The 22,949-nt window shown below is 45.2% G+C and carries 22 protein-coding genes and 5 pseudogenes; 7 read left to right on the top strand and 20 right to left on the bottom strand.

Annotated features, from left to right (window positions below):
- Nucleotides 1–56 precede the first annotated feature (56 nt).
- The 9 genes and pseudogenes from N39L_RS27165 to N39L_RS27205 all read right to left on the bottom strand — a co-directional run bounded on the left by N39L_RS27165 (nt 57) and on the right by N39L_RS27205 (nt 5,401).
- Nucleotides 57–836 (bottom strand): class I SAM-dependent methyltransferase, encoded by a 780-nt coding sequence (locus N39L_RS27165; protein ID WP_434221609.1) that lies wholly within the window; start codon nt 834–836, stop codon nt 57–59.
- A gap of 162 nt (nt 837–998) precedes the next feature.
- The gene (locus N39L_RS27170) at nt 999–2,171 is read right to left on the bottom strand and encodes a group II intron reverse transcriptase (RefSeq protein ID WP_014276928.1); all 1,173 of its coding nucleotides are present in this window, start codon (nt 2,169–2,171) and stop codon (nt 999–1,001) included.
- A complete protein-coding gene (locus tag N39L_RS27175) occupies nt 2,161–2,391 on the bottom strand; it encodes a reverse transcriptase domain-containing protein (RefSeq protein WP_014274752.1) in 231 nt (76 codons plus the stop codon). The genes N39L_RS27170 and N39L_RS27175 overlap by 11 nt, the downstream gene beginning before the upstream one ends.
- Entirely contained in the window at nt 2,351–2,572 is a 222-nt protein-coding gene (locus tag N39L_RS27180; protein ID WP_014275071.1) for a hypothetical protein, read from the bottom strand. Before N39L_RS27180 ends, N39L_RS27175 begins: the two co-directional genes overlap by 41 nt.
- Nucleotides 2,573–2,593: 21 nt before the next feature.
- On the bottom strand, nt 2,594–2,818 hold the full coding sequence (locus N39L_RS27185) for a reverse transcriptase N-terminal domain-containing protein (protein WP_014276929.1): 225 nt from the start codon (nt 2,816–2,818) through the stop codon (nt 2,594–2,596).
- Between the two features lie 632 nt (nt 2,819–3,450).
- Complete coding sequence (locus tag N39L_RS27190) at nt 3,451–3,699, bottom strand: hypothetical protein (RefSeq protein WP_006615919.1); 249 nt, start codon at nt 3,697–3,699, stop codon at nt 3,451–3,453.
- Nucleotides 3,700–3,976: 277 nt separating this feature from the next.
- The gene (locus N39L_RS27195) at nt 3,977–4,108 is read right to left on the bottom strand and encodes a hypothetical protein (protein ID WP_286146584.1); all 132 of its coding nucleotides are present in this window, start codon (nt 4,106–4,108) and stop codon (nt 3,977–3,979) included.
- 15 nt (nt 4,109–4,123) lie between these two features.
- Nucleotides 4,124–4,375: a hypothetical protein gene (locus N39L_RS27200; protein ID WP_006615918.1), complete on the bottom strand. Its 252-nt coding sequence runs from the start codon at nt 4,373–4,375 to the stop codon at nt 4,124–4,126.
- A gap of 132 nt (nt 4,376–4,507) precedes the next feature.
- Nucleotides 4,508–5,401, bottom strand: a pseudogene (locus N39L_RS27205) (IS630 family transposase).
- A gap of 205 nt (nt 5,402–5,606) precedes the next feature.
- Between N39L_RS27205 and N39L_RS27210 the strand changes: the two are divergent.
- Nucleotides 5,607–6,047 (top strand): annotated as a pseudogene (locus N39L_RS27210) (reverse transcriptase/maturase family protein); the annotation flags it as partial.
- 885 nt (nt 6,048–6,932) lie between these two features.
- A pseudogene (locus tag N39L_RS27215) lies at nt 6,933–7,688 on the top strand (HNH endonuclease); the annotation flags it as partial.
- A gap of 537 nt (nt 7,689–8,225) precedes the next feature.
- Here N39L_RS27215 and panD read toward each other — a convergent pair.
- From panD to N39L_RS27250, 7 genes and pseudogenes are all read right to left on the bottom strand, one after another.
- Nucleotides 8,226–8,591, bottom strand: a complete 366-nt coding sequence (panD, locus tag N39L_RS27220; protein WP_006615999.1) for an aspartate 1-decarboxylase — start codon at nt 8,589–8,591, stop codon at nt 8,226–8,228.
- Nucleotides 8,592–8,610: 19 nt separating this feature from the next.
- Entirely contained in the window at nt 8,611–8,892 is a 282-nt protein-coding gene (locus N39L_RS27225) for a transposase (protein WP_237766125.1), read from the bottom strand.
- Between the two features lie 114 nt (nt 8,893–9,006).
- The gene (locus N39L_RS27230) at nt 9,007–9,135 is read right to left on the bottom strand and encodes a hypothetical protein (RefSeq protein WP_006625947.1); all 129 of its coding nucleotides are present in this window, start codon (nt 9,133–9,135) and stop codon (nt 9,007–9,009) included.
- Nucleotides 9,136–9,371: 236 nt separating this feature from the next.
- A pseudogene (gene iscB, locus N39L_RS27235) lies at nt 9,372–10,650 on the bottom strand (RNA-guided endonuclease IscB).
- A 189-nt stretch (nt 10,651–10,839) separates the two neighbouring features.
- Nucleotides 10,840–11,388, bottom strand: a complete 549-nt coding sequence (locus N39L_RS27240; RefSeq protein ID WP_006615875.1) for an inorganic diphosphatase — start codon at nt 11,386–11,388, stop codon at nt 10,840–10,842.
- Between the two features lie 417 nt (nt 11,389–11,805).
- Complete coding sequence (locus tag N39L_RS27245; protein WP_006616010.1) at nt 11,806–12,840, bottom strand: RNA-guided endonuclease InsQ/TnpB family protein; 1,035 nt, start codon at nt 12,838–12,840, stop codon at nt 11,806–11,808.
- A 128-nt stretch (nt 12,841–12,968) separates the two neighbouring features.
- Nucleotides 12,969–14,237, bottom strand: a pseudogene (locus N39L_RS27250) (ISNCY-like element ISAtsp9 family transposase).
- 1,018 nt (nt 14,238–15,255) lie between these two features.
- Here N39L_RS27250 and N39L_RS27255 point away from each other — a divergent pair.
- The 5 genes from N39L_RS27255 (at nt 15,256) to N39L_RS27275 (ending at nt 17,771) form a co-directional block, all read left to right on the top strand.
- Complete coding sequence (locus tag N39L_RS27255) at nt 15,256–15,480, top strand: reverse transcriptase N-terminal domain-containing protein (protein WP_014275810.1); 225 nt, start codon at nt 15,256–15,258, stop codon at nt 15,478–15,480.
- Between the two features lie 21 nt (nt 15,481–15,501).
- Nucleotides 15,502–15,744 (top strand): hypothetical protein, encoded by a 243-nt coding sequence (locus N39L_RS27260; protein WP_014276931.1) that lies wholly within the window; start codon nt 15,502–15,504, stop codon nt 15,742–15,744.
- Nucleotides 15,683–15,907: a reverse transcriptase domain-containing protein gene (locus tag N39L_RS27265; RefSeq protein WP_072002865.1), complete on the top strand. Its 225-nt coding sequence runs from the start codon at nt 15,683–15,685 to the stop codon at nt 15,905–15,907. Before N39L_RS27260 ends, N39L_RS27265 begins: the two co-directional genes overlap by 62 nt.
- Nucleotides 15,908–16,872: 965 nt before the next feature.
- Nucleotides 16,873–17,088, top strand: coding sequence for a hypothetical protein (locus tag N39L_RS27270; protein WP_126277506.1), 216 nt, complete (start codon nt 16,873–16,875; stop codon nt 17,086–17,088).
- Between the two features lie 512 nt (nt 17,089–17,600).
- Nucleotides 17,601–17,771: a hypothetical protein gene (locus tag N39L_RS27275; protein ID WP_167538952.1), complete on the top strand. Its 171-nt coding sequence runs from the start codon at nt 17,601–17,603 to the stop codon at nt 17,769–17,771.
- Nucleotides 17,772–18,744: 973 nt separating this feature from the next.
- On the opposite strand, the gene N39L_RS27280 is transcribed toward N39L_RS27275, so the two are convergent.
- The 4 genes from N39L_RS27280 to N39L_RS27295 form a co-directional block, all read right to left on the bottom strand.
- Nucleotides 18,745–18,957 (bottom strand): TLTLP motif-containing protein, encoded by a 213-nt coding sequence (locus tag N39L_RS27280; RefSeq protein WP_006617123.1) that lies wholly within the window; start codon nt 18,955–18,957, stop codon nt 18,745–18,747.
- A gap of 132 nt (nt 18,958–19,089) precedes the next feature.
- Nucleotides 19,090–19,653, bottom strand: a complete 564-nt coding sequence (locus tag N39L_RS27285; protein WP_006617124.1) for a hypothetical protein — start codon at nt 19,651–19,653, stop codon at nt 19,090–19,092.
- 8 nt (nt 19,654–19,661) lie between these two features.
- Nucleotides 19,662–19,874 (bottom strand): hypothetical protein, encoded by a 213-nt coding sequence (locus N39L_RS27290; RefSeq protein WP_006617125.1) that lies wholly within the window; start codon nt 19,872–19,874, stop codon nt 19,662–19,664.
- Nucleotides 19,874–22,936, bottom strand: coding sequence for a GAF domain-containing protein (locus tag N39L_RS27295; RefSeq protein WP_006617126.1), 3,063 nt, complete (start codon nt 22,934–22,936; stop codon nt 19,874–19,876). The genes N39L_RS27290 and N39L_RS27295 overlap by 1 nt, the downstream gene beginning before the upstream one ends.
- Nucleotides 22,937–22,949: the final 13 nt, after the last annotated feature.

Raw genomic sequence — 22,949 nt, forward strand, 5'->3', positions numbered from 1 at the left:
TAGACTTGCTTTACTTCCTCAGATATAATTAAGTTGTTTATTTTGTAGTTTATTAATTATTTGCAATTTGGCAATGATTTTAAAGCGACTTCATCTTCATTATTCAAAACGATTCTACCATAAATTTGTTCCAATAAAGACTGCCATTGCCAAGCTGGCAATTCAGGAACTAGGGATATATTCAGATTATCATTGATATCTAAGTTATTTTCCATGAATAAGTTCATGGCTACACTAGATAAAAACATCTCTGCGTCTTCTCTATCCAATTGCGAAGTGTAAATTACTAAAGTAATTTTTTCGTTTTCTGGATGATTTGCTAAAGCCTTAATTATTTGTTGTAGTTGTAAACTAATTTGCTCTTCTGGTTGATTCCAGTCAGGAAAAATAATATAGTTAATTTGACTAAGATTAAAACTAGATAAATTAGAAATTTCCTGTGAGCTTAAACAAAAGCTGGAAGTTTTCTCAGCGATTGCATAAATCGAACCATCTCTTCGACTTTCAAGGTCAATACTCGGATCAAAATCTCGCAATTTCACATGATCAAATCCTGCTTGAGAGAAAACACATATTAAATTACTTTCATCAAACATATGATAATGATGACCTGCCATGTAAGCAATATAATTTATATAATCTATCGGAGATTTATAATCATACGCAGGTTTGTATTGACAGTATCTTTCCGAATCAAAATTTTCGGGATTAAGGTATGCTTCAATATATATTCGAGAATTAGGTACGCATACTCGAAAAATTCCTCCTTTTTTCAAAATCCGGTAACATTCTTTTAGAATTTCTCCCATTTGGTAAGGGTATAAAAAATGTTCCAAGACATGAGAAGAGTATATTTCAGCAACGCTTTCATCTGGAAAAGGTAGTGGATTTCTTAAATCTAAGATAATATCATAATTTCCAATTAGGGGTCGAAAATGGGGTCGCCTCCATTCCCTCCCATTCAGAACCGTACTTGATAGTTTCCCATCATACGGCTCCTAGTCTGACTGCTCCATTGTTAAGGACACAGCGTTGGCCTTGTCAAGTGCCGTCTTATCGTCGCGGGTGTGGCGGTGTAATAGCTGAAGATTTTTGTATTCATCCTTTCCAGCGAGGCTTCGAGGTACAATGTGGTCTACTTCAATTAGGTCTGATGGGGTAAAGTATTGCCCACACCAGGTACACTTGCCTTTTTGCTTTTTGAGTAGTTTTGCTACCCTAATTGGCGTGTCGATTGCTTGTCCTTTTCTGGTTGCCCAGTAAGTCCAGTTTCCGTCGTATGGTGTTGCATCAGGGCGTATTGTGGTATGTCTGACAATCGGAGTCCAATTATGTTTCCATAGTTGAAATCCATCTTTAGTCTTGAATAACCAAGATTCATGTCTTTCTTTCCCATTGCTAAGTTTAACCGTTCCTTGTTGGAAGTAGTTTCCTAGCTTCTCGTAGTTTGCCTTTCTGCATCTTGATACTGTCCATGCCCGTAACATTAACCAGACTATGTTATCCAGTTTATTGAAGGTCTCAGATGAGACTACCCCTGAGTAGTAGTTTGACCATCCCTTTATACTTGGGTTTAGTTTGCTTATCAGAGCTGATTGGGGTGCTGTTTTATGTTGTTTTATTACACCCTTAATTACTTCTGTATGAGCTTTAACTGCTTTATTGCTGGGTTTGATGTGGGTTTTGAACCTTTTTTGACTTTTCCCAGATTTATATTTTCCTACCGGATATTGCCTAACATTGAATCCTAAAAAATCAAACCCAGGTTCCTCAGTCTTGCCGTTGTACTCAATGGGATTGAGTGTGTGGCAAATTCGAGTCTTTTCAGGTTTAATTTCTAGTCCTACAGGTTTTAGCCACTCGGAAATAGCAGTTTTGCACTGTTCAATGATTTCTAGTGATGGGGATATCACAACAAAGTCATCAGCGTATCTTATAACAGTAGCTTGTGCTCTGTTTGCTTTCTTGGGATACATTGTTTTTATGAGCCTAACCATGCCCAACAGTGCGATGTTGGCGAGTATTGGACTTATTACCCCTCCTTGAGGTGTCCCTGATTCTGTATCCTCAAATACACCGTTGTCTAGCACCCCAGCTTTGAGCCATTGTTTCAGGTCTTTCTTTAGGTTGCTTGGACAATGAATTTTGGACAGTAGGTAATCATGGTTCACGGTAAGAGCATTTAGCTATGTCCGCATCCAGTATATAATAACCTCCTTTGTTTATACTTTGGTAGATTCTGGATATTGCATCGTGGGCTGACCGTCCTGGACGGAACCCATAGCTTGTGCTTTCAAATCTCGATTCCCATTCAGGTTCGAGAGCCGACTTAACCAAGGCTTGCCTTGCTCTATCTTGGATTGTGGGTATTCCTATTCCAGCTTTTTTCATCCCTTCCAGGTTTTGGTATCCACACCCGTCGCAGTGGTTTTGTTTTGAGGTTTCCCTTAATGCTCTCAACAAGCTCAAACCTTGGCCTTGGAGAGATGACTCTTACTCCATCGACTCCAGCCGTTTTCTTGCCTTGACCCGCTTGGGGGGCGGGTTTATTAAGCTGACTGTTGGGAAGCATGGCTGACCGTGGAACCCGCCCCTACAGCCGTACTGCTAAGAGTCGGGCATAATATGATTTCACCAATAGACGTTGCCACCTTCTAGCCTTTGCATCCTGTCCCGATTTAGCTGCTTGAAATATACTCTTTTGGAGCTTGAAAACTTTCCGTTGAACCTTAGTCCATGGGATGGCTTTCCATGCGTTGTTCGTAGTCTTGATTGGTTTTGGTCTCCCAAACCCTTTCTTTAAACTCGCTATCGCCATATATACACCTACTAGGCTCTATTTCTTTACAATCAAACCGTGACCCGTTAGCATATCCCTATCATTACAATAGGGCGTTGGCTTCTGGTCACATCTCACCCCCTAATAGGCTTTCGCTTACACTTTTCACTACTGACTCTCTCGACCAGATTATCAGAGCCTAAGAGGGGTTGCAACGTTCCGTTTATATGGGCATTCCATCTTTAGATTTGTCCTCTCCACCAGGGTACTTTTAAAGGTCTGTGTAGGTAGTTGTAACAGCCTCCTACTTTTCCCCTTACTCTTTTGAGCGCAGCGTATCAACCTGTTTCGCTGCTCTATACTGATGATGGTTCAAGTCAGACATTCGGCTCACGCCTAATCATAGATGGTTGGCAGTGGTCTTTGTTCTGGTGTTAGGTTACACCTCGGAGCCTTCCGTTCCCCGCTTCAATCTGACGGGTTGTGTATCCTGAAACTGGGGGTGGCTATCGCCGTTACTCTCTACGCCCTGATTTCTCAGTTTTGTTTATGACCTTGAGTTCCCTGCCTTGCTTCGATTTCTCCAAGCGTCGGGACATATAAACAGTTATGGGATGGTCAGGGTACGAGTCCCTTTTATTCCACCAAGGGGTGAAAGTACCACTAGGAGGTTATTCCAGGCATTGCAGCCTTATTTGACTCCTAAACGTCTCGCACCTTATGTCTATAGTAGTCCATCCTTCTAATTGGCGTTCTTGTCCTGCACCTAATTCCAGTTTAATAGGTTTATTATCAGATAACAATTTTGTAATGACATTGTTATTTTTAGCAGATATTTTTCGTAAAACTTCTTCTTTATGTAAATTCTGCTTTTTACATTCTAAATATTCATTTAATTGGAGTGATTCGTTTAAATCCATGACTGATGACTCCTTTAAAACCTTCTACAGTAATATCTTCCAACGGATAAATTTGAGTTATATTAATAACAATATATACTCTACACCTCAATCGCGAATTTAATAATTTATATATACTAATTAATCCTTCACATTTATAGCTACCAAAACCTAAATATATGTGTCTTTATATTCTTTTGAAGATATGAAAAAATTGATTATTCACTCTATATCAATAGCTAATTGTAAGCAAGATATTTAGTATTATTTTTCCTATCAACCTGCAAATAGTTTAAAATTATTCACTTACTGATTGCCATGTTTTAACATTGTCTAACATGACCTGATAATCTTCGCGTTCAGGATGCAAAGATATTAACTTTTCTAAAGGTTCCATTGCACCTGTAAAATCCTCCAATCGTATCCGCAATAAAGATAATTGTTCTCAAGCCATTCGATTTTCTGGTTCTCTTTGTAAAACCAATTCATAACCCTCTGGTTGTTGTTGCAATGAATCCTCTACAGAGATAGTTTCTGGCTGTGCTTGGGGAGTTCGCATAGCTTGTCTGATTGTAACTACTGCACCAAACAGCATAGAACCACCAAAGGAAACCACAGAAATAATCGCTAAAAGCTTCTTTTTGCGTTTTTCTTTGGCTTGACGGACAACAAAATAATCTTTACTGGAACTGGTCATGTTGTTTAACTTCCTGTGGAAAATACTTAATTAACTCTACCCTCTATTAAGGATAATACCCACAATACAGCAAAAACTAACATTTGAGTCTTAAATTTTATTAATAAATCTCTATAGCACTAGTCAATACGGTTAGGACGCAGCCTTGAGAACAGAATCCATGGCATCATCGAGAGAATCAAACTGCTCACGTGCAATGGCGAATGCGGGCTTTCAACCACGACCAACATTTCTCTATCTTGTTGAGGTCTGGCGAATAAGGCCGAAGATAGAGTAAACGGCATTGAGCTGCCTCCACCAGTTCAGCCTGCCGCCTCCCTTTATGAAACGTTGCATTGTCCAGTACTAGAGTTTGACCTGGCTTCAATGTTGGAATTAAGATAAACTCCAACCACAACTCAAACACTGTCCGATTACAACAACCCTCAAAGCGATCGGGGGCTAAGAGTTGTTGATAACACCATGCCGCCATATAGCTCACCCTGCCCTGCCTCTTCCCGGATTTGAGGGCATCGAAGCGTTGTCCTTCCTCGCAGTAACCATAAGGATAATCCGAGTCTTGACTATTCATGCCAGCTTCATCGAGGTAAACCAACCCTTCCGGCTCCATATGTTCAATCTGAGCAATAAACTCCTCTCGCTGTTGCTCATCACGTTCTTGGTAGCCGTAAGTTGTTTTCTGGTGAAGCCAATTTTCTTCAAGGTTCTGGATATGGTGCGAGGAGAGATGTCGTCATCCCAAAGTTGAGCCATTTGAGCGGAGGTTTGATCGCCATGCTCTTGGGTAAAAGCCTTGAATTTGTGCCAGTCGGTAATTTGGTGGCTATGACCAGGTGGGCGATTCGGTTTAGGGAGGAAGTCGCCGGTGTGTTCTTTTCTTTGCAGCCAGAGATTGATAGTGTTCCGGCTGACATGGAAAACTTGACTGGCTTCGGTTTTGGGTATACCGTCTAGTTCAATTGCATTAATAACTTTTTGTCTAAGGTCGTAACTGTAGGGGGCTAGCCTTTTGGGTCTTCTGTAGATATCCTTGCCATTATACGTCCTAACTACCTTGACTAATGCTATAGCTCCGAAAGTTGAGGTCATAAAGCAGGGGGTTGTAGCCCTGTTCCCAATGACAAAGGGGTATCCACATCAGGAGCCGTATGAGGTGAAAGTCTCAAGTACGGTTTGGAATTGGAGTTGGGGAAGGCGACTTCCCTTTCGACCATAACAAAATGCTCTTACCGTGAACCATGATTACCTACTGTCCAAAATTCATTGTCCAAGCAGCTTGAAGAGAGACCTGAAACAATGGCTCAAAGCGGGTGTGTTGGATAACGGGGTATTCGAGGATACAGAAGCAGGGACACCTCAAGGAGGGGTAATAAGTCCACTTCTAGCCAACATCGCACTGTTGGGAATGGAAAGGCTAGTTAAAGGAATGTATCCAAATAAAGGAACAACCACTCAGGTAAACCTTATAAGATACGCCGATGATTTCGTGGTTATCTCAAAAGACCTAGGAATCATTGAACAGTGCAAAACTGCTATCTCCGAATGGCTAAAACCTATTGGCTTAGAAATAAAACTCGAAAAAACCCGAATTTGCCACACTCTCAATCATGTTGAGTATGATGGAAAACTCGAAGAACCAGGGTTCGATTTTCTAGGATTCAATATCAGGCAGTTATGGTCGAAAGGGAAGTCGCCTTCCCCAACTCCAATTCCAAACCGTGCTTGATACTTTCACATCACACGGCTCCTAATGTAGATACCCTATTGTCAGTAGGAACAGGGCTACAACCCCCCGCTTTGTAACCTCAACTTTGGGAGCTAAATACAACACGTAGTCTTTAAACTCGCTTTCGTCATAAAACTCTTACTTGTCGCAGTCTCTATATCCACACCGTGACTAGTGGGCATATCCTAACCATTACAGTTAGGCATTGGCTTTCAGTCACATCCTTTCCCCTTAAAGGTATACGCTTACACTTTTCACTACTGTGCAGGTACATCCTGCCACTTGAGAGCCTAAAAGGGGTTTAAACGTTCCGTTTATACGGGCATTCCATCTTTAGACTTGTCCTTTCCACCGGGGTAATTTTAAAGGTCTGTGTAGGTAGTGAGTTGAGACTCCTACTTTTCCCCTTACTCTTTTGAGCGCAGCGTGTCAACTTATTTCGCTACTTACTTATTACGATGGTTCAAGTCGGAACATTCAGATTTCCTTAGTCATGGATGGTTGGCAGTGGTCGCATATGGTAGTAGGTTCTACTTCACGCCTTCCGTTCCCCGCTTCAATCTGACGGGTTATGAATCCTGAAACTGGAGGTGGCTACCGCCGTTACTCTCAACTTCCTGCTTTACTAGATGGGTCACAACTCCCATCGTTTAAGCTATCAGTCTTGACCCTGAGTTCCCTGCCTTGCTGAGATTGCTCCAAGCGTCGGGACATATAAACAGTTATGGGATGGTCGGGGATGAGAGTCAATTCCTATATTCCACCAATGGGTGAAAGTCCCACTAGGAGGTTATTTCGGGCATCGCAGCCCTATTTCACTCCTAAACGTTTCGCACATACCCGGTAAGTAAATATAAATCTGGGAAAACAGGTGGGGCAACAAGCCGATTAATCGGTCACAAAACCCTCATTAAACCCAGCAACAAAGCAGTTAAAGCCCACATAGAAGTGATAAAAGGTGAAGTTAAAAAACACAAAACTGCACCTCAATCAGCCCTGATTAGCAAACTAAACCCAATCATTCGGGGATGGTCAAACTATTATTCAGCGGTAGTCTCAAAAGAGACCTTCGTTAAGCTAGACAACATAGTCTGGCTAATGTTAAGGGCATGGACAGTATCGAGATGCAGAAAGGCGAGTTATAAAAAGCTAAGGAACTATTTCAGATATGGAACGGTTAAACTTAGCAACGGGAAAGAAAGGCATGAATCATGGTTATTCCAAACTAGAGATGGACTCCAATTATGGAAACATAATTGGACTCCGATTGTCAGACATACCCTAATACACCCGGAAGCAACACCATACGACGGAAACTGGACTTACTGGGCAACCAGGAAAGGACAAGCAATCGACACACCGACAAGGGTAGCCAAACTACTCAAAAAGCAAAAAGGCAGGTGTACCTGGTGTGGGCAATACTTTACTCCATCAGACTTAATTGAAGTAGACCACATTGTACCTCGAAGCCAAGGCGGAAAGGATGAATACAAGAACCTTCAACTATTACACCGCCACTGTCATGATGATAAGACGGCAATTGACAATGCCAACGCTGTATCCTTAACAATGGAACAATCAAATTAGGAGCCGTATGAGGTGAAAGTCTCAAGTACGGTTCTGTATGGGAGGGGGAGATGGTGACATCTCTCTCGACCCCTACTACGATTTGTTACAGAGTTTGTTGACCTTGGGTTCCCTGCCGGTATTTGGTATCGTATGATACAAATCGTCGGGACATATAAACAGTTATAGGGATGGTCAGAAGTGCGCTTCTTGTATTCAACCAAGGGGTTGAAGTCCGCACCAGGCGGTTATTTCGGGTGTCTCAACCCTATTTCATGCCTGAAGGTCTCGCACCTACACCTTTTACAGTAAGCACTCTTAAAGACTACTCCCCAAGCGTAAATTCGGGTATGCCCTACCCTATTTGATTTTGACTTCGCTCTGGCCATTTGAACTGACGATGAAAGCTTTTCTACCAGTGATGGCTAGAGTTTTAGGGATTACGGAGTGTCTCTTGTTTCCGGCGTTCCCAAAGTCAACGACTTCAATTTATGTTCACACCAAGTCGCCCTAAAAGGACGAGGTTTTCAACCCATTTTTTCTGATAATTTTGTTAAACTATTCATGGCCGCGAATTTCGATCACTTGATTTTTTTCGTCCACAAGAACCACTTTCGGCTGATGAGTGGGGACTTCTTCCGGGGTCAACTGCCCATAAGCCATAATTATCAGGCGATCGCCTGGAATGCCTAAACGAGCCGCCGCCCCATTCAATTGAATTTCACCAGACCCAGGTGGGGCAGGAATGACATAGGTAATCAGTCTAGCCCCGTTAGTGGTGTTAACCACCTGTACCTGTTCATTAACCAAAATTCCGGCAGTGTCCAGTAAGTTTTGGTCAATACTTATACTGCCGACATAATTAAGGTTAGCCTCAGTTAGGGTACAGTTATGAATTTTAGCCAACAACAGGGTTCGATACATATTTTAAGGTCTCATCAGATCACATTGACATCCTCCCCGTAACCGGAAGGGGATTCCCAAACCTAACAATTTGGGTTTCTGGTTCTTTCCCCCTTTGGGGTTTTGAGCACCACTCCCGCAACTCCGGCTGTGTTCTGGTCTTCGGGTCGCAACCCAGACCGACACCGCCAGCCAGGCAGCTAAGATGCTGCTCCTGGCGTTTACGTCTGTCTCGGTCGTGATCAGTTTCCCAGTCGGGACATTCCCACTCCCGGACCTTTAACGGGATTTTTAAGGGCGATCGTATCCGCAGTTTAAGCATCCCCTGTAGGGGCGGCCTCCACCGTCAGCCATGCCCAACACCAGCCCACTGGATAAACCCGCCCGATTAAAAGCCGCTTTGGTCAACTCAGCCCTTCCGCCCTTCCTCCTCTTTTTAAACTTCGGGTACTTCGTCTTTCCCGCGAAGAAGTTGGAAAATGCGGACTGCCAATGCCTGAGTCTCTGCGATCGCCGAACCGAACTGACCTGCTTGATCAAGTCCAGCCCTTCCGTCTTGTTCCACCTCCTCAGCATCGAAGAAGTCTCGACGTAATCAATGCCCTCTTGTCCCTCGTACCAACCTTGGTTGGTGAGCGAAGTCCAACCATCAGTCCCCGTGGCTAATGGCTTGTTATACACCAGGCGAACACAACCCAAAGTCCTCCGCAACAGGTTTTCCTGTTCCGGGTAAAATCGGTATCGCTAGGCTTTCTCCGTCATCCTTGCAGTATATCTATAACCTGGTAATTACCTGACAACTCAGGAAAATTTATACAAATAGCCATCTCTTCTCAAAACAGGTTTCAAATCTATTGGTTTGACTGAAAACTGAGTTTTGTCAGGTTTGGTTAAAACAAAACTGCCGCGACTCGACGGGGTTATTCTACCGATTCCATGTGCCATCTGCTTGGCTATATCCCCGGTAAGCCATCCCTTAATTGGTTTTAATGGGTTATGGCGAATGGGAAGCCTCTTGTTAGGAGCCGCTTTTGGACGGCCACCGCGCCCAAAACAAGTAATTAGTAATGGCTGGTGAGTTTTGATTTTCAACCGGGGGGTGGGTGCTTTTTCCCACACAATCAGCGGCATCTAGCCAATGGGTTTTCGGTAGTCCTTGAACCGTCCGATTATATTTTGTTAAACCTCCAGTGCCAATTTCAATGGGTAATCCAGTTGGCTTCAGGCGGTTAAACAATGCCCATCGGGTAGAATTGACGGCTGCCGCATTTTTCAGGGGGGCTTGGGCCTGCACGCTACACCGCTTCAAGATTTCCGGTTTCGGCAAAAGAAACTGCTCGACCGGCTGAGAACCTTTTTTCTGATTGCATTTATGGCAAGCAATACCCAGATTGCTAACTCGGTCGAAACCACCCTGGCTTTTGGGCTGAATGTGTTCGATTTCTAAAGGGATATTTTGGCCGCCACAGTAGGCACACTGGTGTTGCCATTTCGTCAAGAGATATTCTCTCAACTCGTATCCAAATAAAACCCCTTGCTGGTATTCAACTCCAGATATTTCCGGGTTGGGCAGCTTTTGGGTGTCAAATCGTACCAACTCCATGGATATGTCCGTTATCGGGCGTGAGGAAATCAGTCGATTTACCCAGGTCAAGGTGGTTTCAACTCGATGTTTGAGGCTGGGAGCCAACCATCCTTCTTGGCGCTTTCTGTTATTGAATCGGGCTTGACGGTAACGAGTTTTTCGGCAACGACGGTGGCGGCGAACCACGCGACGTGCAGTTAACTTGGCTCGGATTCTATCTCCTCTATGAGTCAATTCAGCCGCCCAGATAACTGTGTCCCGACTTTGATTAACTAAGGCAATACCCGTCACTGATGCCCCTGGGTCTAACTTGAGCCGTAATGCTTCATTGCCCGGGTTCTCAACAGTTTTCTTGAGTATAATTGTAAATGGATAAGTCCTAAACACTGCGGCTAAACCCTGCTTCAAAAGCTTTCTGGCTATGGCCGGATGAGTGGGACTTAACGGTTGCCCCAGTGTGTCAACCACAAAAACGTAATTTTGGTAATTTGGCATTTAAGCTATCTCCCAGATGGGGTAATGTTGGCCTCGGTCATGTTAAAGGGGCTTTTTACGTCTAGCTCACTCGAGCTTACAAATCCACTCATCTCGTTCCTTAAAGATAGACGACAGAGCAACAGGCTCGCGTTCACCCGATGGTGTCATCACCCCCTTAACGTAGGTCTAATCCTGGACCTGCATCGATCATCTCCTTTGAGGAATAATTTCCGGCTCCTGCAGGAAATTACCGGATTTTATGCAAGAGGCTTGCACTATAGCTTGTACCTTGTCCACATCTTGCCAACCCAGAATTTCTGTGACTTTTTTCTCAAGATTTTTGTAGGTTCTGAAAAATTCCGCAATTTCCTCTAGGCGGTGAGGTGCGATATCTTTCAGAGATTTTACCTCACTATAGCGGGGGTCTTTGGCAGGAACACAGAGAATTTTCTCATCGCGATCGCCACCATCAATCATTTCTAGCATACCAATGGGCCGCGCCGCAATCACACAACCAGGAAATGTCGGTTGATCCATCAACACCATGCCATCAAGGGGGTCTCCATCATCCGCTAAAGTATTCGGGATAAACCCATAATCATAGGGGTACTGAACAGAGGAGTATAAAACCCGATCTAGGGCGAAGGCTTGTAAATCTTTATCAAATTCGTATTTATTTTTACTCCCCGCAGGAATTTCGATCAACACATTGACCAATCCTGGTTTCGGTTCCGGGGGAATAAGTGATAAGTCCATATTTGTCGTTCTCCAAGTTGATGTTTCATACTTCCCACTAAGGGGATTTATTCAGAGGCTAGGCTGGCTGAGATAGGATTACCCTTACCCCAGTGCTTGCCAAATCTTGCTCAGGGTTGACCCAGAAACTTAGCTTAACCGCCGATAAGCCCCGCGCTATAGCCGTAAGGTTAGCGTCCGGTTGACACTCTAGCGCCGTAGAAGGCGGAGATTTTTAAGAGATTTTCACTCTTAACGGCTGTGCCAAACAACCCCCAGACACTCCGCTTAAAGCATTGTGCTTACTTTTCCTCAATATATTAGCCGCCCCGTTACAGTCCGCGTTAACCAGAAAACCATCTTTCGTTCGATACAGCCCCCGTTTAAGCCGTTGGCTAGAGAATTTAGACTCTCTCGGTTTATCGGTGTTTCGGCAATTTATCCCCCAATAGGAAAACTAGCTTTAGAAGTATACGATTCCTCCTGTTCAACGTAGGAGATACCGTATCTCCCCCGCAATGCTTTCAGTTTAGCTCTAAAACTGGCGTGGGGAATTTGAAGGAAGTTCTGGTTATTGGGGCTGGCGATATTAATCTCCGGCTTGATACCGACGTTAAAACCTACCACAATTTGAGCGATTCGGTTCTCGATACAGTGATTAACAATGTAACGGGCGGCTTTGTTGAGATAATCCCTAACCTTGTTATGGCGATTCCGCGTTACCCTAGTCTGGCGCTCCTTTATTCCCTCGATTTTCTGCAAATCTTTAATCGATTGCAGTCGGGCGTTCTCTTTGTTGTACCAACGGTTAAGGGATTTCAGTTTTTTGCCATCCACGATAAAGGATGCCCCGTTGGTATCGACGCAAGTAGCCAGATTGTCAAGTCCGATATCGATCTCTAGAGCCGTATCGGGTTCGGTGGGAACGGGAGTTTCTTCCACCTCGTAAATAAACTCCACGTCAAAAAAACGGGCGTTATATCGAGGGTGAATCCAAACTTCCTTGAGAGTATCGGGAGCGATTCTTTCCGGGAAAGGAATCCAAATTTCGCCCCGCAAGTTGCCCAAGTCGCGAGACACGGGAACTCTAAATTTTCCGTCCTTGATTTTAACCCTCGGCCTAATCCGGACGAAATAAGCGTCTTTGGGCCGGTAGTGAGGGAGTCTAACTTTCTGTGGAAAGGTCTCCTCTTTGAGGGCCTGGCTCAAACGGTAGAAGCTCCGAAAAGTGCGATCGACTACTTTAAGAGTTTGTTGGGCTATATCGGTGTTCAACCGTTTATAGTTCGAGTTTCCCTTACAGTAGTGATAGTTGGACTCGTAGCAAAGATGTTTCCCATCTTGGAAGTAATACTGCCATTGAGTGTAAATTCCTACATTGTAGAGATTTTTACTCAGTCGGCAGAGTTCCCCCAAGGCTTTCAACTCTCGCACTGGAAGTCCTCGTATCTGGTTCTTTTGAGTCAGGTACATAGCTTCTCACTAGAACTATGTGTATTTTAGTGAGAAGTGTCTCCAATGTAAAGCCGTGCTGGAAGCACGCAGCAATTCTCATTTTGGAAATTCAACTGCTATCGGGTGGGATGTCTAACTCGAGACCCTCAAGCATAAAGGTCAGAAGGTGGTCCCAACTGTCGAAGTACAGTCTGGGTAAGCGCGCGCAAATCATTAAAGAAGGTTTGGCGCTTCGGTAAGTGCGCTCGTAGCAACTGGTACTTGTTATCGAGCAACTCCTGCAGGGTGTGGAAGAGCAGCGAGAGGATGTTGATGGTCCGGAGCAAGGAAGAAAGATGCTGCTTGTCATGGCCAAAATTGTGTTCGAGATGGTAGCCCTTGGTCTTGAGAGTGTTGTTGTTCTCATTCTCAACTTTCCAACGAGTCAGCCCGGCCCGAACCACCTCGGCTACATTCTCATCGCTGAGAGGATAATTCGTGGCTAAGGAGTTGTGATAGGTTACCTGGCCATCAGCGGTGGTGACAGTAAGTTCGCACCAGTTAACCAACAGCGCCTCATCGCTATCTTTGAGGGGGACTCCGTTGAGATAGCGGTAGGTATAGGTTTTCTCGACTTTACCAGTCCACTTCTTGGTCGTGAGGGTCGGGAGTTCGATGCCCTCTAGGTGTTCATAGAGGGTAGTATGAGACTCGGGGCGACAGACGACGATGAAGTTAAGTTGCTGCTCTAAAAACTGCTGACACAACGGTTGGTGGCAATAGAGGTCATCCCCTCAAACCGTGACATTCAAAGCCCTCAAGCATTGTTCTTGCCTCGATAGCCAGCGTTTGGCGGCGGCATTCTCACAGTCTTGCTTATCATGACCATCTTGGGGCACGATAAATTCGGGGACTAAGGGAATCACATGATTCTGTCCCGGACAGACGATGACTGGAGTGACAACACTATGGAAGTAATGGGTTTTTCCTGACTTCTGGGTGCGCGTTGAACAGTGGGGACAGTGAATTTGGTCGGAACTGAAGTATTCGGTGCCATCCAACGCGACTAATAGACTGTCCCCTAGGCAACGGAAGTCTTCTAACTGCCCCTGGGCTTCCAAGACTTGTAGGATATCCTCAAACACTGGAAACAGGTGCTCTGGGGACACGGCATCTAATAAGTCCCGAATCTGGTTATCACAGGGAATTCGATGAACTCCAAACAGACTTTGGGCATTGCTCTTGCCTTTACTCCCCTCCATCAGACGTTGATAAGCCAGAAACGACGGAGTTTGAGTAAAAAACACACTAAACGCACTTAAAGCGGCATCCTCCATTCCATAGCGGCGATTTTTACCCCGGCGCTTGTCCGGTAGCGATGACAAGCACTGGCGGAAAGAACCGACTAGAGTCTCAAAGCCACCTGGCTTTTTCAACGGCTCTGGCGCTCCTGGGTTTCTTAGATGTCATTACGATACAGGGATGCTGGGGACTTGAACAGGTTTTCGCCAAAATGAGAATTGCTGGGAAGCACGGGGTTGGAAACCCATGATTTACTATGATAGTTGTGCGAGACGTTCAGGCATGAAATAAGGCTGCAATGCTGAAATAACTGTCTGGTGGGTACTTAAACCCCTTGGTTGAATATAAGGAGTGCACTCATGACCATTCCCATAACTGTTTATATGTCCCGACGCTTGGAGGAATCTAAGTAGGGCAGGGAACTCAAGGTCAATCCCACAAAGAAATCGTAATGCTCAATTATACCATAAGGAGGAGGTGCGAGACGTTCAGGCATCAAATAGGGCTGCAATGCCCGAAATAACTGCCTGGTGAGGATTTATACCCCTTGGTTGAATATAAGGAGCGCACTCCTGACCATCCTCATAACTGTTTATATGTCCCAACATTCGGTATAGAAAAATCCAAACAAGGCAGGGAACTCAAGGTCATGAACCAACTGAGAAATCAGGGAGTAAAGAGTAACGGCGACAGCCACCCCCAGTTTTGGGAATCATAACCCCAGGACTGAAGCGGGGAACGGAAGGGGTGAAGTAGAACCTACTACCAGATGCGACCACTGCCAACCATCCATGATTAGGGAAACCGAATGTCCGGCTTGAACCATCGTCATTATTGAGCAGCGAAACAGGTTGATACGCTGCGCTCAAAAGAGTAAGGGGAAAAGTAGGGTAATCTTTTCATCACCTACACAGACCTTTAAAAGTACCCCGGTGGAAAGGACAAATCTCAAGATGGAATGCCCATATAAATGGAACGTTTTAAGTCCTCCTAGACTCTGATTATTTGGTCGAAATATCAGTAGGGATAAGTGTAACCGCAAGTCTCGGAGGATGTGAGATGTGACCAAAAGCCAACACCCTGCTGTAATAGTAGGGATATGCTAACAGGTCACGGTTTGATTGTAAGGAATAGAGTTTAGTAGGTGTACAAATGGCGATAGCGAGTTTAAAGAAAGGGTTGGGAAAACCAAAACCAATCAAGACTACGAACAACGCATGGAAGACAATCCCATGGACTAAGGTTCAACGGAAAGTATTCAAGCTCCAAAAGAGTATATTTCAAGCAGCTAAATCGGGACAAGACGCTAAGGGACGAAGATGGCAACGTCTATTGGTGAAGTCATATTATGCCCGGCTCCTAGCAGTGCGACTGTAGGGGCGGGTTCCACGGTCAGCCATGCTTCCCAACAGTCAGCTTAATAAACCCGCCCCCCAGGCGGGTCAAGGCAAGAAGACAGCCGGTGTTGATGGAGTAAGAGTAATCTCTCCAAGACAAAGGTTTGAGCTTGTGGAGAACATTAAGGGAAATATCAAAGCAAAACCACTGCGACGGGTGTGGATACCAAAACCTGGCAGGGATGAAAAAAGCTGGAATAGGAATACCCACAATCCAAGACAGAGCAAGGCAAGCCTTGGTTAAGTCGGCTCTCGAACCTGAATGGGAATCGAGATTTGAAAGCACAAGCTATGGGTTCCGTCCCGGACGGTCAGCCCAGGATGCAATAGGCAGGATTTACGCTGCCATTAATAAAGGACAATATTATGTTCTTGATGCAGGTGCGAGACGTTCGGGTATGAAATAGGGCTGAAATGCCCGAAATAACTACCCGGTGAGGATTCCAGCTCCGAATCTGGATATAAGGAGACCTCTCCTGAGCATCCTCATAACTGATTATATGTCCCGACGCTTAGGTAACTAAGCAAGGCAGGGAACTCAAGGTCATAAACGAACTGAGAAATCAGGGAGTAGAGAGTAACGGCGATAGCCACCCCCAGTTTTGGAAATCATAACTCCAGGATAGAAGCGGGGAACGGAAGGCGTGAGGTAGAACCTACTACCAAGACGCGACCACTGCCAACCATCTATGATTAGGAAGACCGAATGTCCGACTTGAACCATCGTAAAGCACGAGCAGCGAAATAGGTTGACACGCTGCGCCCAAAAGGGCAAGGGGAAAAGTGGGGGATTCTGCATTCTACCCACACAGACCTTTAGAAGTACCCCGGTCGATAGGACAAATCTAACGATGGAATGCCCATATAATCGGAACGTTGTAACCCCTCTAATGCTCTGCCCATAAACAAGTGAGTAATGCAATTCACAAGGCAGTAGTGAAAAATGTAAGCGTATGCTTAGAGGGCTAAGGATGTGACCAGAAGCTAAAGCCCAATTGTCATGGTTGGGATATGCCCAATTGTCACGGTGTGGATATAGATACTGCGGTCAGTAAGAGTATAATGGCGAGGACGAGTTGAAAGACTACGTGCTGCATATAGCTCTGAACATCGAAGTAAAAAGCAGGTCTGTTGATTCTGCTCCTTGGACAAAACAGGGTATCCACACCAGGAGCCGTATGAAGGGAAACTTTCACGTATGGTTCTGAATGGGAGGGGATGGTGGTGACTCCATTCTCGACCCCTAACATATAGCGTGCGAAACGTTTAGGAGTCAAATAGGGCTGCAATGGCTGAAATAACCTCCTAGTGGGACTTCCACCCCTTGGTGGAATATAAGGGATTCGCACCCCTGACCATCCCATAACTATCTATGTGTCTCAACATCTGGCTTCGACAACCAGATAAGGCAGAGAGACTCAAGGTCAAGACTGAGCGAAAAAAAGAGGGGAGTTGTGTTATGGTCGAAAGAGAAGTCACCTTCCCCAACTCCAATTCCAAACCGTGCTTGCGAGTTTCCCTGCACACGGCTCCTGATGTAGATACCCTATTGTCAGTAGGAACAGGGCTACAACCCCCCGCTTTGTAACCTCAACTTTGGGAGCTAAATACAACACGTAGTCTTTAAACTCGCTTTCGTCATCAAACTCTTACTTGTCGCGGTCTCTATATCCACACCGTGACTAGTGGGCATATCCTAACCATTACAGTTAGGCATTAGCTTTCAGTCACATCCTTTCCCCTAGGAGGCATACGCTTACACTTTTCACGCTCTGCTTGCGAGTAATATTGCTCACTTGTTTATTAGCAGAGCCTAAGGGGGGTTTAAACGTTCCGTTTATATGGGCATTCCATCTTTAGATTTGTCCTATCCACCGGGGTATTTTCAAGGTCTGTGTAGGTAGTGTAAGTAAACTCCTACTTTTCCCCTTGCTCTTTTGAGCGCAGCGTTTCAACCTGTTTCGCTACTATAAATTGATGAGTGCGAGACGTTTAGGAGTCAAATAAGGCTGCAATGCCTGAAATAACCTCCTAGTGGGACTTGCACCCCTTGGTGGAATATAAGGGATTCGCACCCCTGACCATCCCATAACTGTTTATATGTCCCGACGCTTGGAGAAATCTAAGCAAGGCAGGGGACTCAAGGTCATAAACCAACTGAGAAATCAGGGCGTTGAGAGTAACGGCGATAGCCACCCCCAGTTTGAGGAATCACAACCCGTCAGATTGAAGCGGGGAACGGAAGGCGTGAGGGAAACCTATTCCCAATAATCCGACCACTGCCAACCATCCATGACTAAGGAAATCTGAATGTTCCGGCTTGAACCATCGTAATTATTAAGTAGCGAAATAGGTTGATACGCTGCGCTCAAAAGAGCAAGGGGAAAAGTAGGAGTTTTCATTCACTACCTACACAGACCTTTAAAAGTACCCCGGTGGAAAGGACAAGTCTACAGATGGAATGCCCATATAAACGGAACGTTTAAACCCCTTTTTAGGCTCTCGACAAGTACATCTTGTTGAGTAGTGAAAGTGTAATCGTATGCCTTTAAGGGGAAGGGATGTGACTGAAAGCCAAGGCCTAATTGTAATGGTTAGGATATGCCCACTAGTCACGGTGTAGATATAGTTACTGCAATCAACAGGAGTTTAACGGCGAAAGCGAGTTTAAACACTACGATGTTGTATTTAGCTCCAAAAGTTGAAGTACAAAAGCAGGGGTTGGTAACCCTGTTCCCGTTGCCAAGGGGTATCTACATCAGGAGCCGTGTGATGCGAAAGTATCAAGCACGGTTTGGAATGGGAGTGGGGGAAGGCGACTTCCCTCTCGACCCCTACCTGGTTCAAGCCAGACGTTCGGTTTCCCTAATCATGGATGGTTGGCAGTGGTCTCGATTCCGGTATTAGGTTATACCTTGGAGCCTTCCGTTCCCCGCTTCAACCCTGGGGTGTGAATCCCCAAATTGGGGGTGGCTACCGCCGTTACTCTCAACTTTCTGTTATCCTGGGGTGGTCACGCCCCGTTAAGTACAGTCCGTATATTGACCTTGAGTTCCCTGCCTTATCTGGTGAGCTCTATCTCCGCCAGATGTGGGGACACATAGATAGTTATGGGATGGTCAGGGTCGCAAATCCTTATATTCAACCGAGGGGTTTAAGTCCCACTAGGAGGTGATTTCAGGCATCTCAGCCCTATTTGGTCTCCTAAACGTTTCGCACCTATCTATATATCCTAATGCCAAAATCATAGCCCTTCGGGAGCCGGTTTGACTGATGGGGTTGTACTAATCTGCCCAGGCTGTGGCGATGGTCGCGTTTGTAACTGACTCGGGGAGTAGCGAGCGATCGCCATTAACGGAAAAATGAGGGTGAATAATGCAATAACCGCACCCACCAGATCCGAAAATCCATAGGTAGGACTTCCCAATAAACTGGCAGGTTGACCGTCTGATTCCATATAAACTTATGACACTAAAAACCAGGTCAGACTTGGTATACTAGAATATGCACTGGGTATTTTACCATAAAAACATCCAAAAATCAAAAACCGAACCCGATAAATTTTCCATCATCTCCAAGGGTCTGGGAGCTAGTTTTTTCGCAAATCATTATATTGAGTTTGAGCCACATCCAACAATGTTAAGACCTGCTGCCATAGGGGGTCATTGGCATTAACACTACCACTGCACTCAGTTTTGATCTGATCTCGTAGTTGGTTAAACCGACCATTAACATCCAGATTGCGGGAACCTTCCCGATTTTCATTTGTAGCAGAAGTCGAAATAGGTTCGCTATTTTCCAAGGCTTCCTGAATATCTTGGGCTGTTTCCGCCAACATCAAAGCACGATGGGCAATATTTTCAGGAAGTGATGGGCGATCTGATAAAGCAATGCGAGACAATTCCAACAGAAACTCTCGCACCCGTCCCACCCAATCAAGATGTGCTTCTTGCCATTGCCAATTAGTAGACTGGTAGAGACCCGCTTGATTTTTGATAGCGATCGCCTGTTGCGCCAGAGGTAGTGCAGAAGTCGAAACAGTACCAGGTAATTTAGGGATATCAGCTAAAGCGGCGCGAGCAACTTCAATCAACAGGTCATTCACCTGTTCTATCCATTGTCGGTCAGAATACGGTCCGTTTAACTCAGTCATTATCTAATCTAAACTTGGTTCAGGCTGAAATCTAAGATCCGGGGTTGACGACCAATTTCCTCACTACCCATCAATAGCCAACCCGCCATCTCCGAGATGGGGAGGCGCAAACCTCTCCGTTGACACACCCCCAAGCCTTGATGAGGCTTAGGGATTTTCTGATTAGTTGTGAGACCCAAAGCCCCAACAGAGAAACGATGAGGGAAAACAGCCCCCTGCACTATTTTTCTGTGAGCTTCCAAACACCATCCCAGGTTTCACTGGGGGGCTTGGTGGTCTCATATAGTATACACCGATCGACATGAAGTTTTGCTGCTTTATTTTGAGCATCGATCGCCAAAACCGCCAAAAATTCGTGTTTAGCATTTCTAAAGGCTTCTTTAGCCTTCGAGGCAAATTTCTTGCGGCACAGATCGATGAGTTTACGCACAGCACTGATGGCCAATTGTGCCCCTTCATCAGCTAACATCTGCTTAGTTTCATGATCAGCCGTAAACTGCTGAAGTTTAGCGACCAGCATTTTTTTAGTCTCACGGGGAGTTAAACCATTAAGAATTTCCTCCATCCGATCAGCCATTTCTTCCGGTGGCGTAGCTGCTAACTGGGCTAGAGATAATCGTCGGACAGTATTTGAGCCGAGAATCTCCTCCAGTTGTAGAAGGGACATCTCTTCCAGCATTTGTTTAAGCAGCTCACGTTCATTGTAGGAGAGTTGTTTAAGTTGGGACTGAGAAAAATCTTCCAGTTGTGCCAAAAGTGGAACGATATCGGTATCAGTGAGTTTTTCCATGGCGGGTTTCAGGTAAAATTCCCGACCCCGATGGTAGTGGTCGATAATTTGTTGTTGTTCATCAGGAATGGGCCTAGCCTGTTTTCCTTCCCGAATACCAACCAACTCATAAATCCTAACGGGCTGACTTTTACCCTTAACCGTAATCAAATCAAGTTCGCGAACAATCAGGCGATCGGCATTAGGGAGATAAGTATTTTCACTAATTACAATATCAGTTCCATATTGCTTGGTGGTACCCTCCAAGCGAGAAGCCAAGTTAACGCCATCTCCAATAGATGTCAACTCCATCCGCTTGCTAGAGCCAATATTACCACTGATTACCTCATCAGAATGCAAACCCATACCAATTTTAATAGGCATCAGTCCTTTAGACACACGCAGATCATTAAACTCTATCAAACGGTAACGCATTTCCACCGCCGCCTGCACAGCCATCCACTGATGATTTGGTAGAGGCGCAGGAGAACCAAACACAGCCATCAAAGCATCCCCAATATACTTATCTAGGGTTCCCTGATGATTCAAGACGGTATCGACCATCTCCTCAAAATATTCGTTAAGCATACTCACCACTTCCTCAGCCTGCAACTTTTCGGTGAGGGTCGTGTAGCTGCGGATATCACTAAACAAAACCGTAACATCCTTACGGGTTCCCCCTAGTTTAATTTCACCACTAGCTAACAGAGATTCCGCCACAGCCGGGGTCATGTACCGATAGATCAAGTTCTTAACTTCTTTTTCCCCGCTAATATCCTCCATGACCACCAAAGCCCCGCTGACTTTTTCAGGATCATTAATGTCAGACATGGAATTAATCGACAGGTTAATACTTTGGGAAATTTCCGAAGCACCTGATAAGAGGGTTTGATCGGGATAATATTGTTGGCGGTCCTTAGCATCTTTGGGTTTCAAAGCCAAATCGAACCAGCGGGCGAAATCACCATCTTTGAGATGGATTAACTCTCGTACTGATAAACCGTGAGTCACCTGGGATTCAGTCAGTCCCAGTAATTCCACAGCACATTCATTGGTAGCAATGATCCGACCCTCTTTGTCTGAAGAAATCACCCCATTAGTCAGGCTGCGGAGAATGTCTTTCTGTCTTTGCTCTTGTTCTTTCACCTTTTGGAAGAGTTTGGCATTCTGAAGAGCAATCCCAGCTTGGATATTAAAAGCCCGCATAAATTCGAGATCATCTTTATTAAAGCTGGCTTTCCATTGCTCAGGAGGATCTGGCCAACTAGCCGGGTCGTAAGCTGCGTACTCCCCTTGTTTTTTCTTGTTAATCAGTTGGGTAACGCCGATTAGTTGCTTGTCGGCATTATAAACGGGCATACACAACAGGCTACAGGTACGATACCCGGTTTTTTGGTCCGTTTTCTTCGATTGTTCAGAGCGAGGGTCTTTGTATACATCGAAGGGGATCAGTAAAGGCTCACCGCTTTCGGCAACAGTTCCCGCAAATCCGGCATTTCGGGGAATCCTGATTTCCGTCAGATTGCCATTAATGGGAATTTTGGTCCACAGTTCGTCTCGGTCTTCATCTAGTAGCCACAGAGTGCTGCGATCGGCATTCATTAACTCCTTAGCCTGATCCATAACATTGGTCAGGGTTTCTTGGAGATCGAGACTGCTTTTGCTGAGGGCATTAACCGCATTCATCAGCGCCGAAGCGGCTCGCTGTCTCTGGGTGGCTGAATAGAAGGATTTAGACGATTGCAGGATCAGCCGAATGGAGGGGGCGAACTCATGGAATACCTGTTCATCTTCCCCTGTAAAGCCGATAGTATCGACTTTTTCCTGTAGGGGGGATGATGGATTAATATCGGGTTTGAGTTTGTTTAATAGTTGTACTACCGCTACTAGATCCTCATTCTCATTCAGCAGAGGCATGGCGATCATAGTGTAGGTGCGATAGCCATTTTTTTCATCAAATTTTTTGGCGGCCGCCGATCGCGGATCATCATAGAAATCGTAGGGAATATTAACGATTTTCTTATGGGTGGCTGCTTCCCCCGCAATGCCAGCACTGGCCGGAATCCTTAATTCTAAGGGTTCTCCGTCTTCTCCTTTAGCAACTATAGACCAGAGTTCGTGCTTTTCTTCGTCCATCAGCCAGATCGTGGTGCGATCGGCGTTGAGAAGTTCTCCTGTTTTAAAGGTAATCGAGGATAACATTTCGTTAAGAATTGCCTCGAATCCCTGGGCATCCAGGAGATTGTCCAGCATCGACAGGGTTTCGTTAACTGTTTTTAGTTTATTTTCAACATCTTTAACAACTTCAACAAAGGTTTCTTTTTTTAGAGGAGCTAAAAAATTCGAGAAATTCCCACTGGTACGGGCTAACCCAGAGGATGATTGGTTATTACCATGGGGGGGTTTACCCCCTGATGAGTTGCCCGCCGAACGACGGGAAGATGTGAAAATATTTCCGTCTCCGTCGATGACATCGACATCAACGGTAGCAGATACAGCAGGATTTGGAGGCATCGAATTGTTTGAA

This window comes from Limnospira platensis NIES-39 (assembly GCF_026000695.1).
In the GTDB taxonomy this organism is placed as follows: domain Bacteria; phylum Cyanobacteriota; class Cyanobacteriia; order Cyanobacteriales; family Microcoleaceae; genus Limnospira; species Limnospira platensis.

Excerpts from the sequence above, each read along its gene's own strand:
- N39L_RS27175 (WP_014274752.1), bottom strand. The coding sequence starts at position 2,391 with ATGAAAAAAGCTGGAATAGGAATACCCACAATCCAAGATAGAGCAAGG.
- N39L_RS27275 (WP_167538952.1), top strand. The coding sequence starts at position 17,601 with ATGTCCCGACGCTTGGAGAAATCTAAGCAAGGCAGGGGACTCAAGGTC.
- N39L_RS27295 (WP_006617126.1), bottom strand. The coding sequence starts at position 22,936 with ATGCCTCCAAATCCTGCTGTATCTGCTACCGTTGATGTCGATGTCATC.
- N39L_RS27185 (WP_014276929.1), bottom strand. The coding sequence starts at position 2,818 with ATGGCGATAGCGAGTTTAAAGAAAGGGTTTGGGAGACCAAAACCAATC.
- N39L_RS27180 (WP_014275071.1), bottom strand. The coding sequence starts at position 2,572 with ATGCTTCCCAACAGTCAGCTTAATAAACCCGCCCCCCAAGCGGGTCAA.
- N39L_RS27190 (WP_006615919.1), bottom strand. The coding sequence starts at position 3,699 with ATGGATTTAAACGAATCACTCCAATTAAATGAATATTTAGAATGTAAA.
- N39L_RS27260 (WP_014276931.1), top strand. The coding sequence starts at position 15,502 with ATGCTTCCCAACAGTCAGCTTAATAAACCCGCCCCCCAGGCGGGTCAA.
- N39L_RS27240 (WP_006615875.1), bottom strand. The coding sequence starts at position 11,388 with ATGGACTTATCACTTATTCCCCCGGAACCGAAACCAGGATTGGTCAAT.
- panD (WP_006615999.1), bottom strand. The coding sequence starts at position 8,591 with ATGTATCGAACCCTGTTGTTGGCTAAAATTCATAACTGTACCCTAACT.
- N39L_RS27225 (WP_237766125.1), bottom strand. The coding sequence starts at position 8,892 with ATGCTTAAACTGCGGATACGATCGCCCTTAAAAATCCCGTTAAAGGTC.
- N39L_RS27270 (WP_126277506.1), top strand. The coding sequence starts at position 16,873 with ATGTGTCTCAACATCTGGCTTCGACAACCAGATAAGGCAGAGAGACTC.
- N39L_RS27200 (WP_006615918.1), bottom strand. The coding sequence starts at position 4,375 with ATGACCAGTTCCAGTAAAGATTATTTTGTTGTCCGTCAAGCCAAAGAA.
- N39L_RS27280 (WP_006617123.1), bottom strand. The coding sequence starts at position 18,957 with ATGGAATCAGACGGTCAACCTGCCAGTTTATTGGGAAGTCCTACCTAT.
- N39L_RS27255 (WP_014275810.1), top strand. The coding sequence starts at position 15,256 with ATGGCGATAGCGAGTTTAAAGAAAGGGTTGGGAAAACCAAAACCAATC.
- N39L_RS27265 (WP_072002865.1), top strand. The coding sequence starts at position 15,683 with ATGAAAAAAGCTGGAATAGGAATACCCACAATCCAAGACAGAGCAAGG.
- N39L_RS27245 (WP_006616010.1), bottom strand. The coding sequence starts at position 12,840 with ATGTACCTGACTCAAAAGAACCAGATACGAGGACTTCCAGTGCGAGAG.
- N39L_RS27285 (WP_006617124.1), bottom strand. The coding sequence starts at position 19,653 with ATGACTGAGTTAAACGGACCGTATTCTGACCGACAATGGATAGAACAG.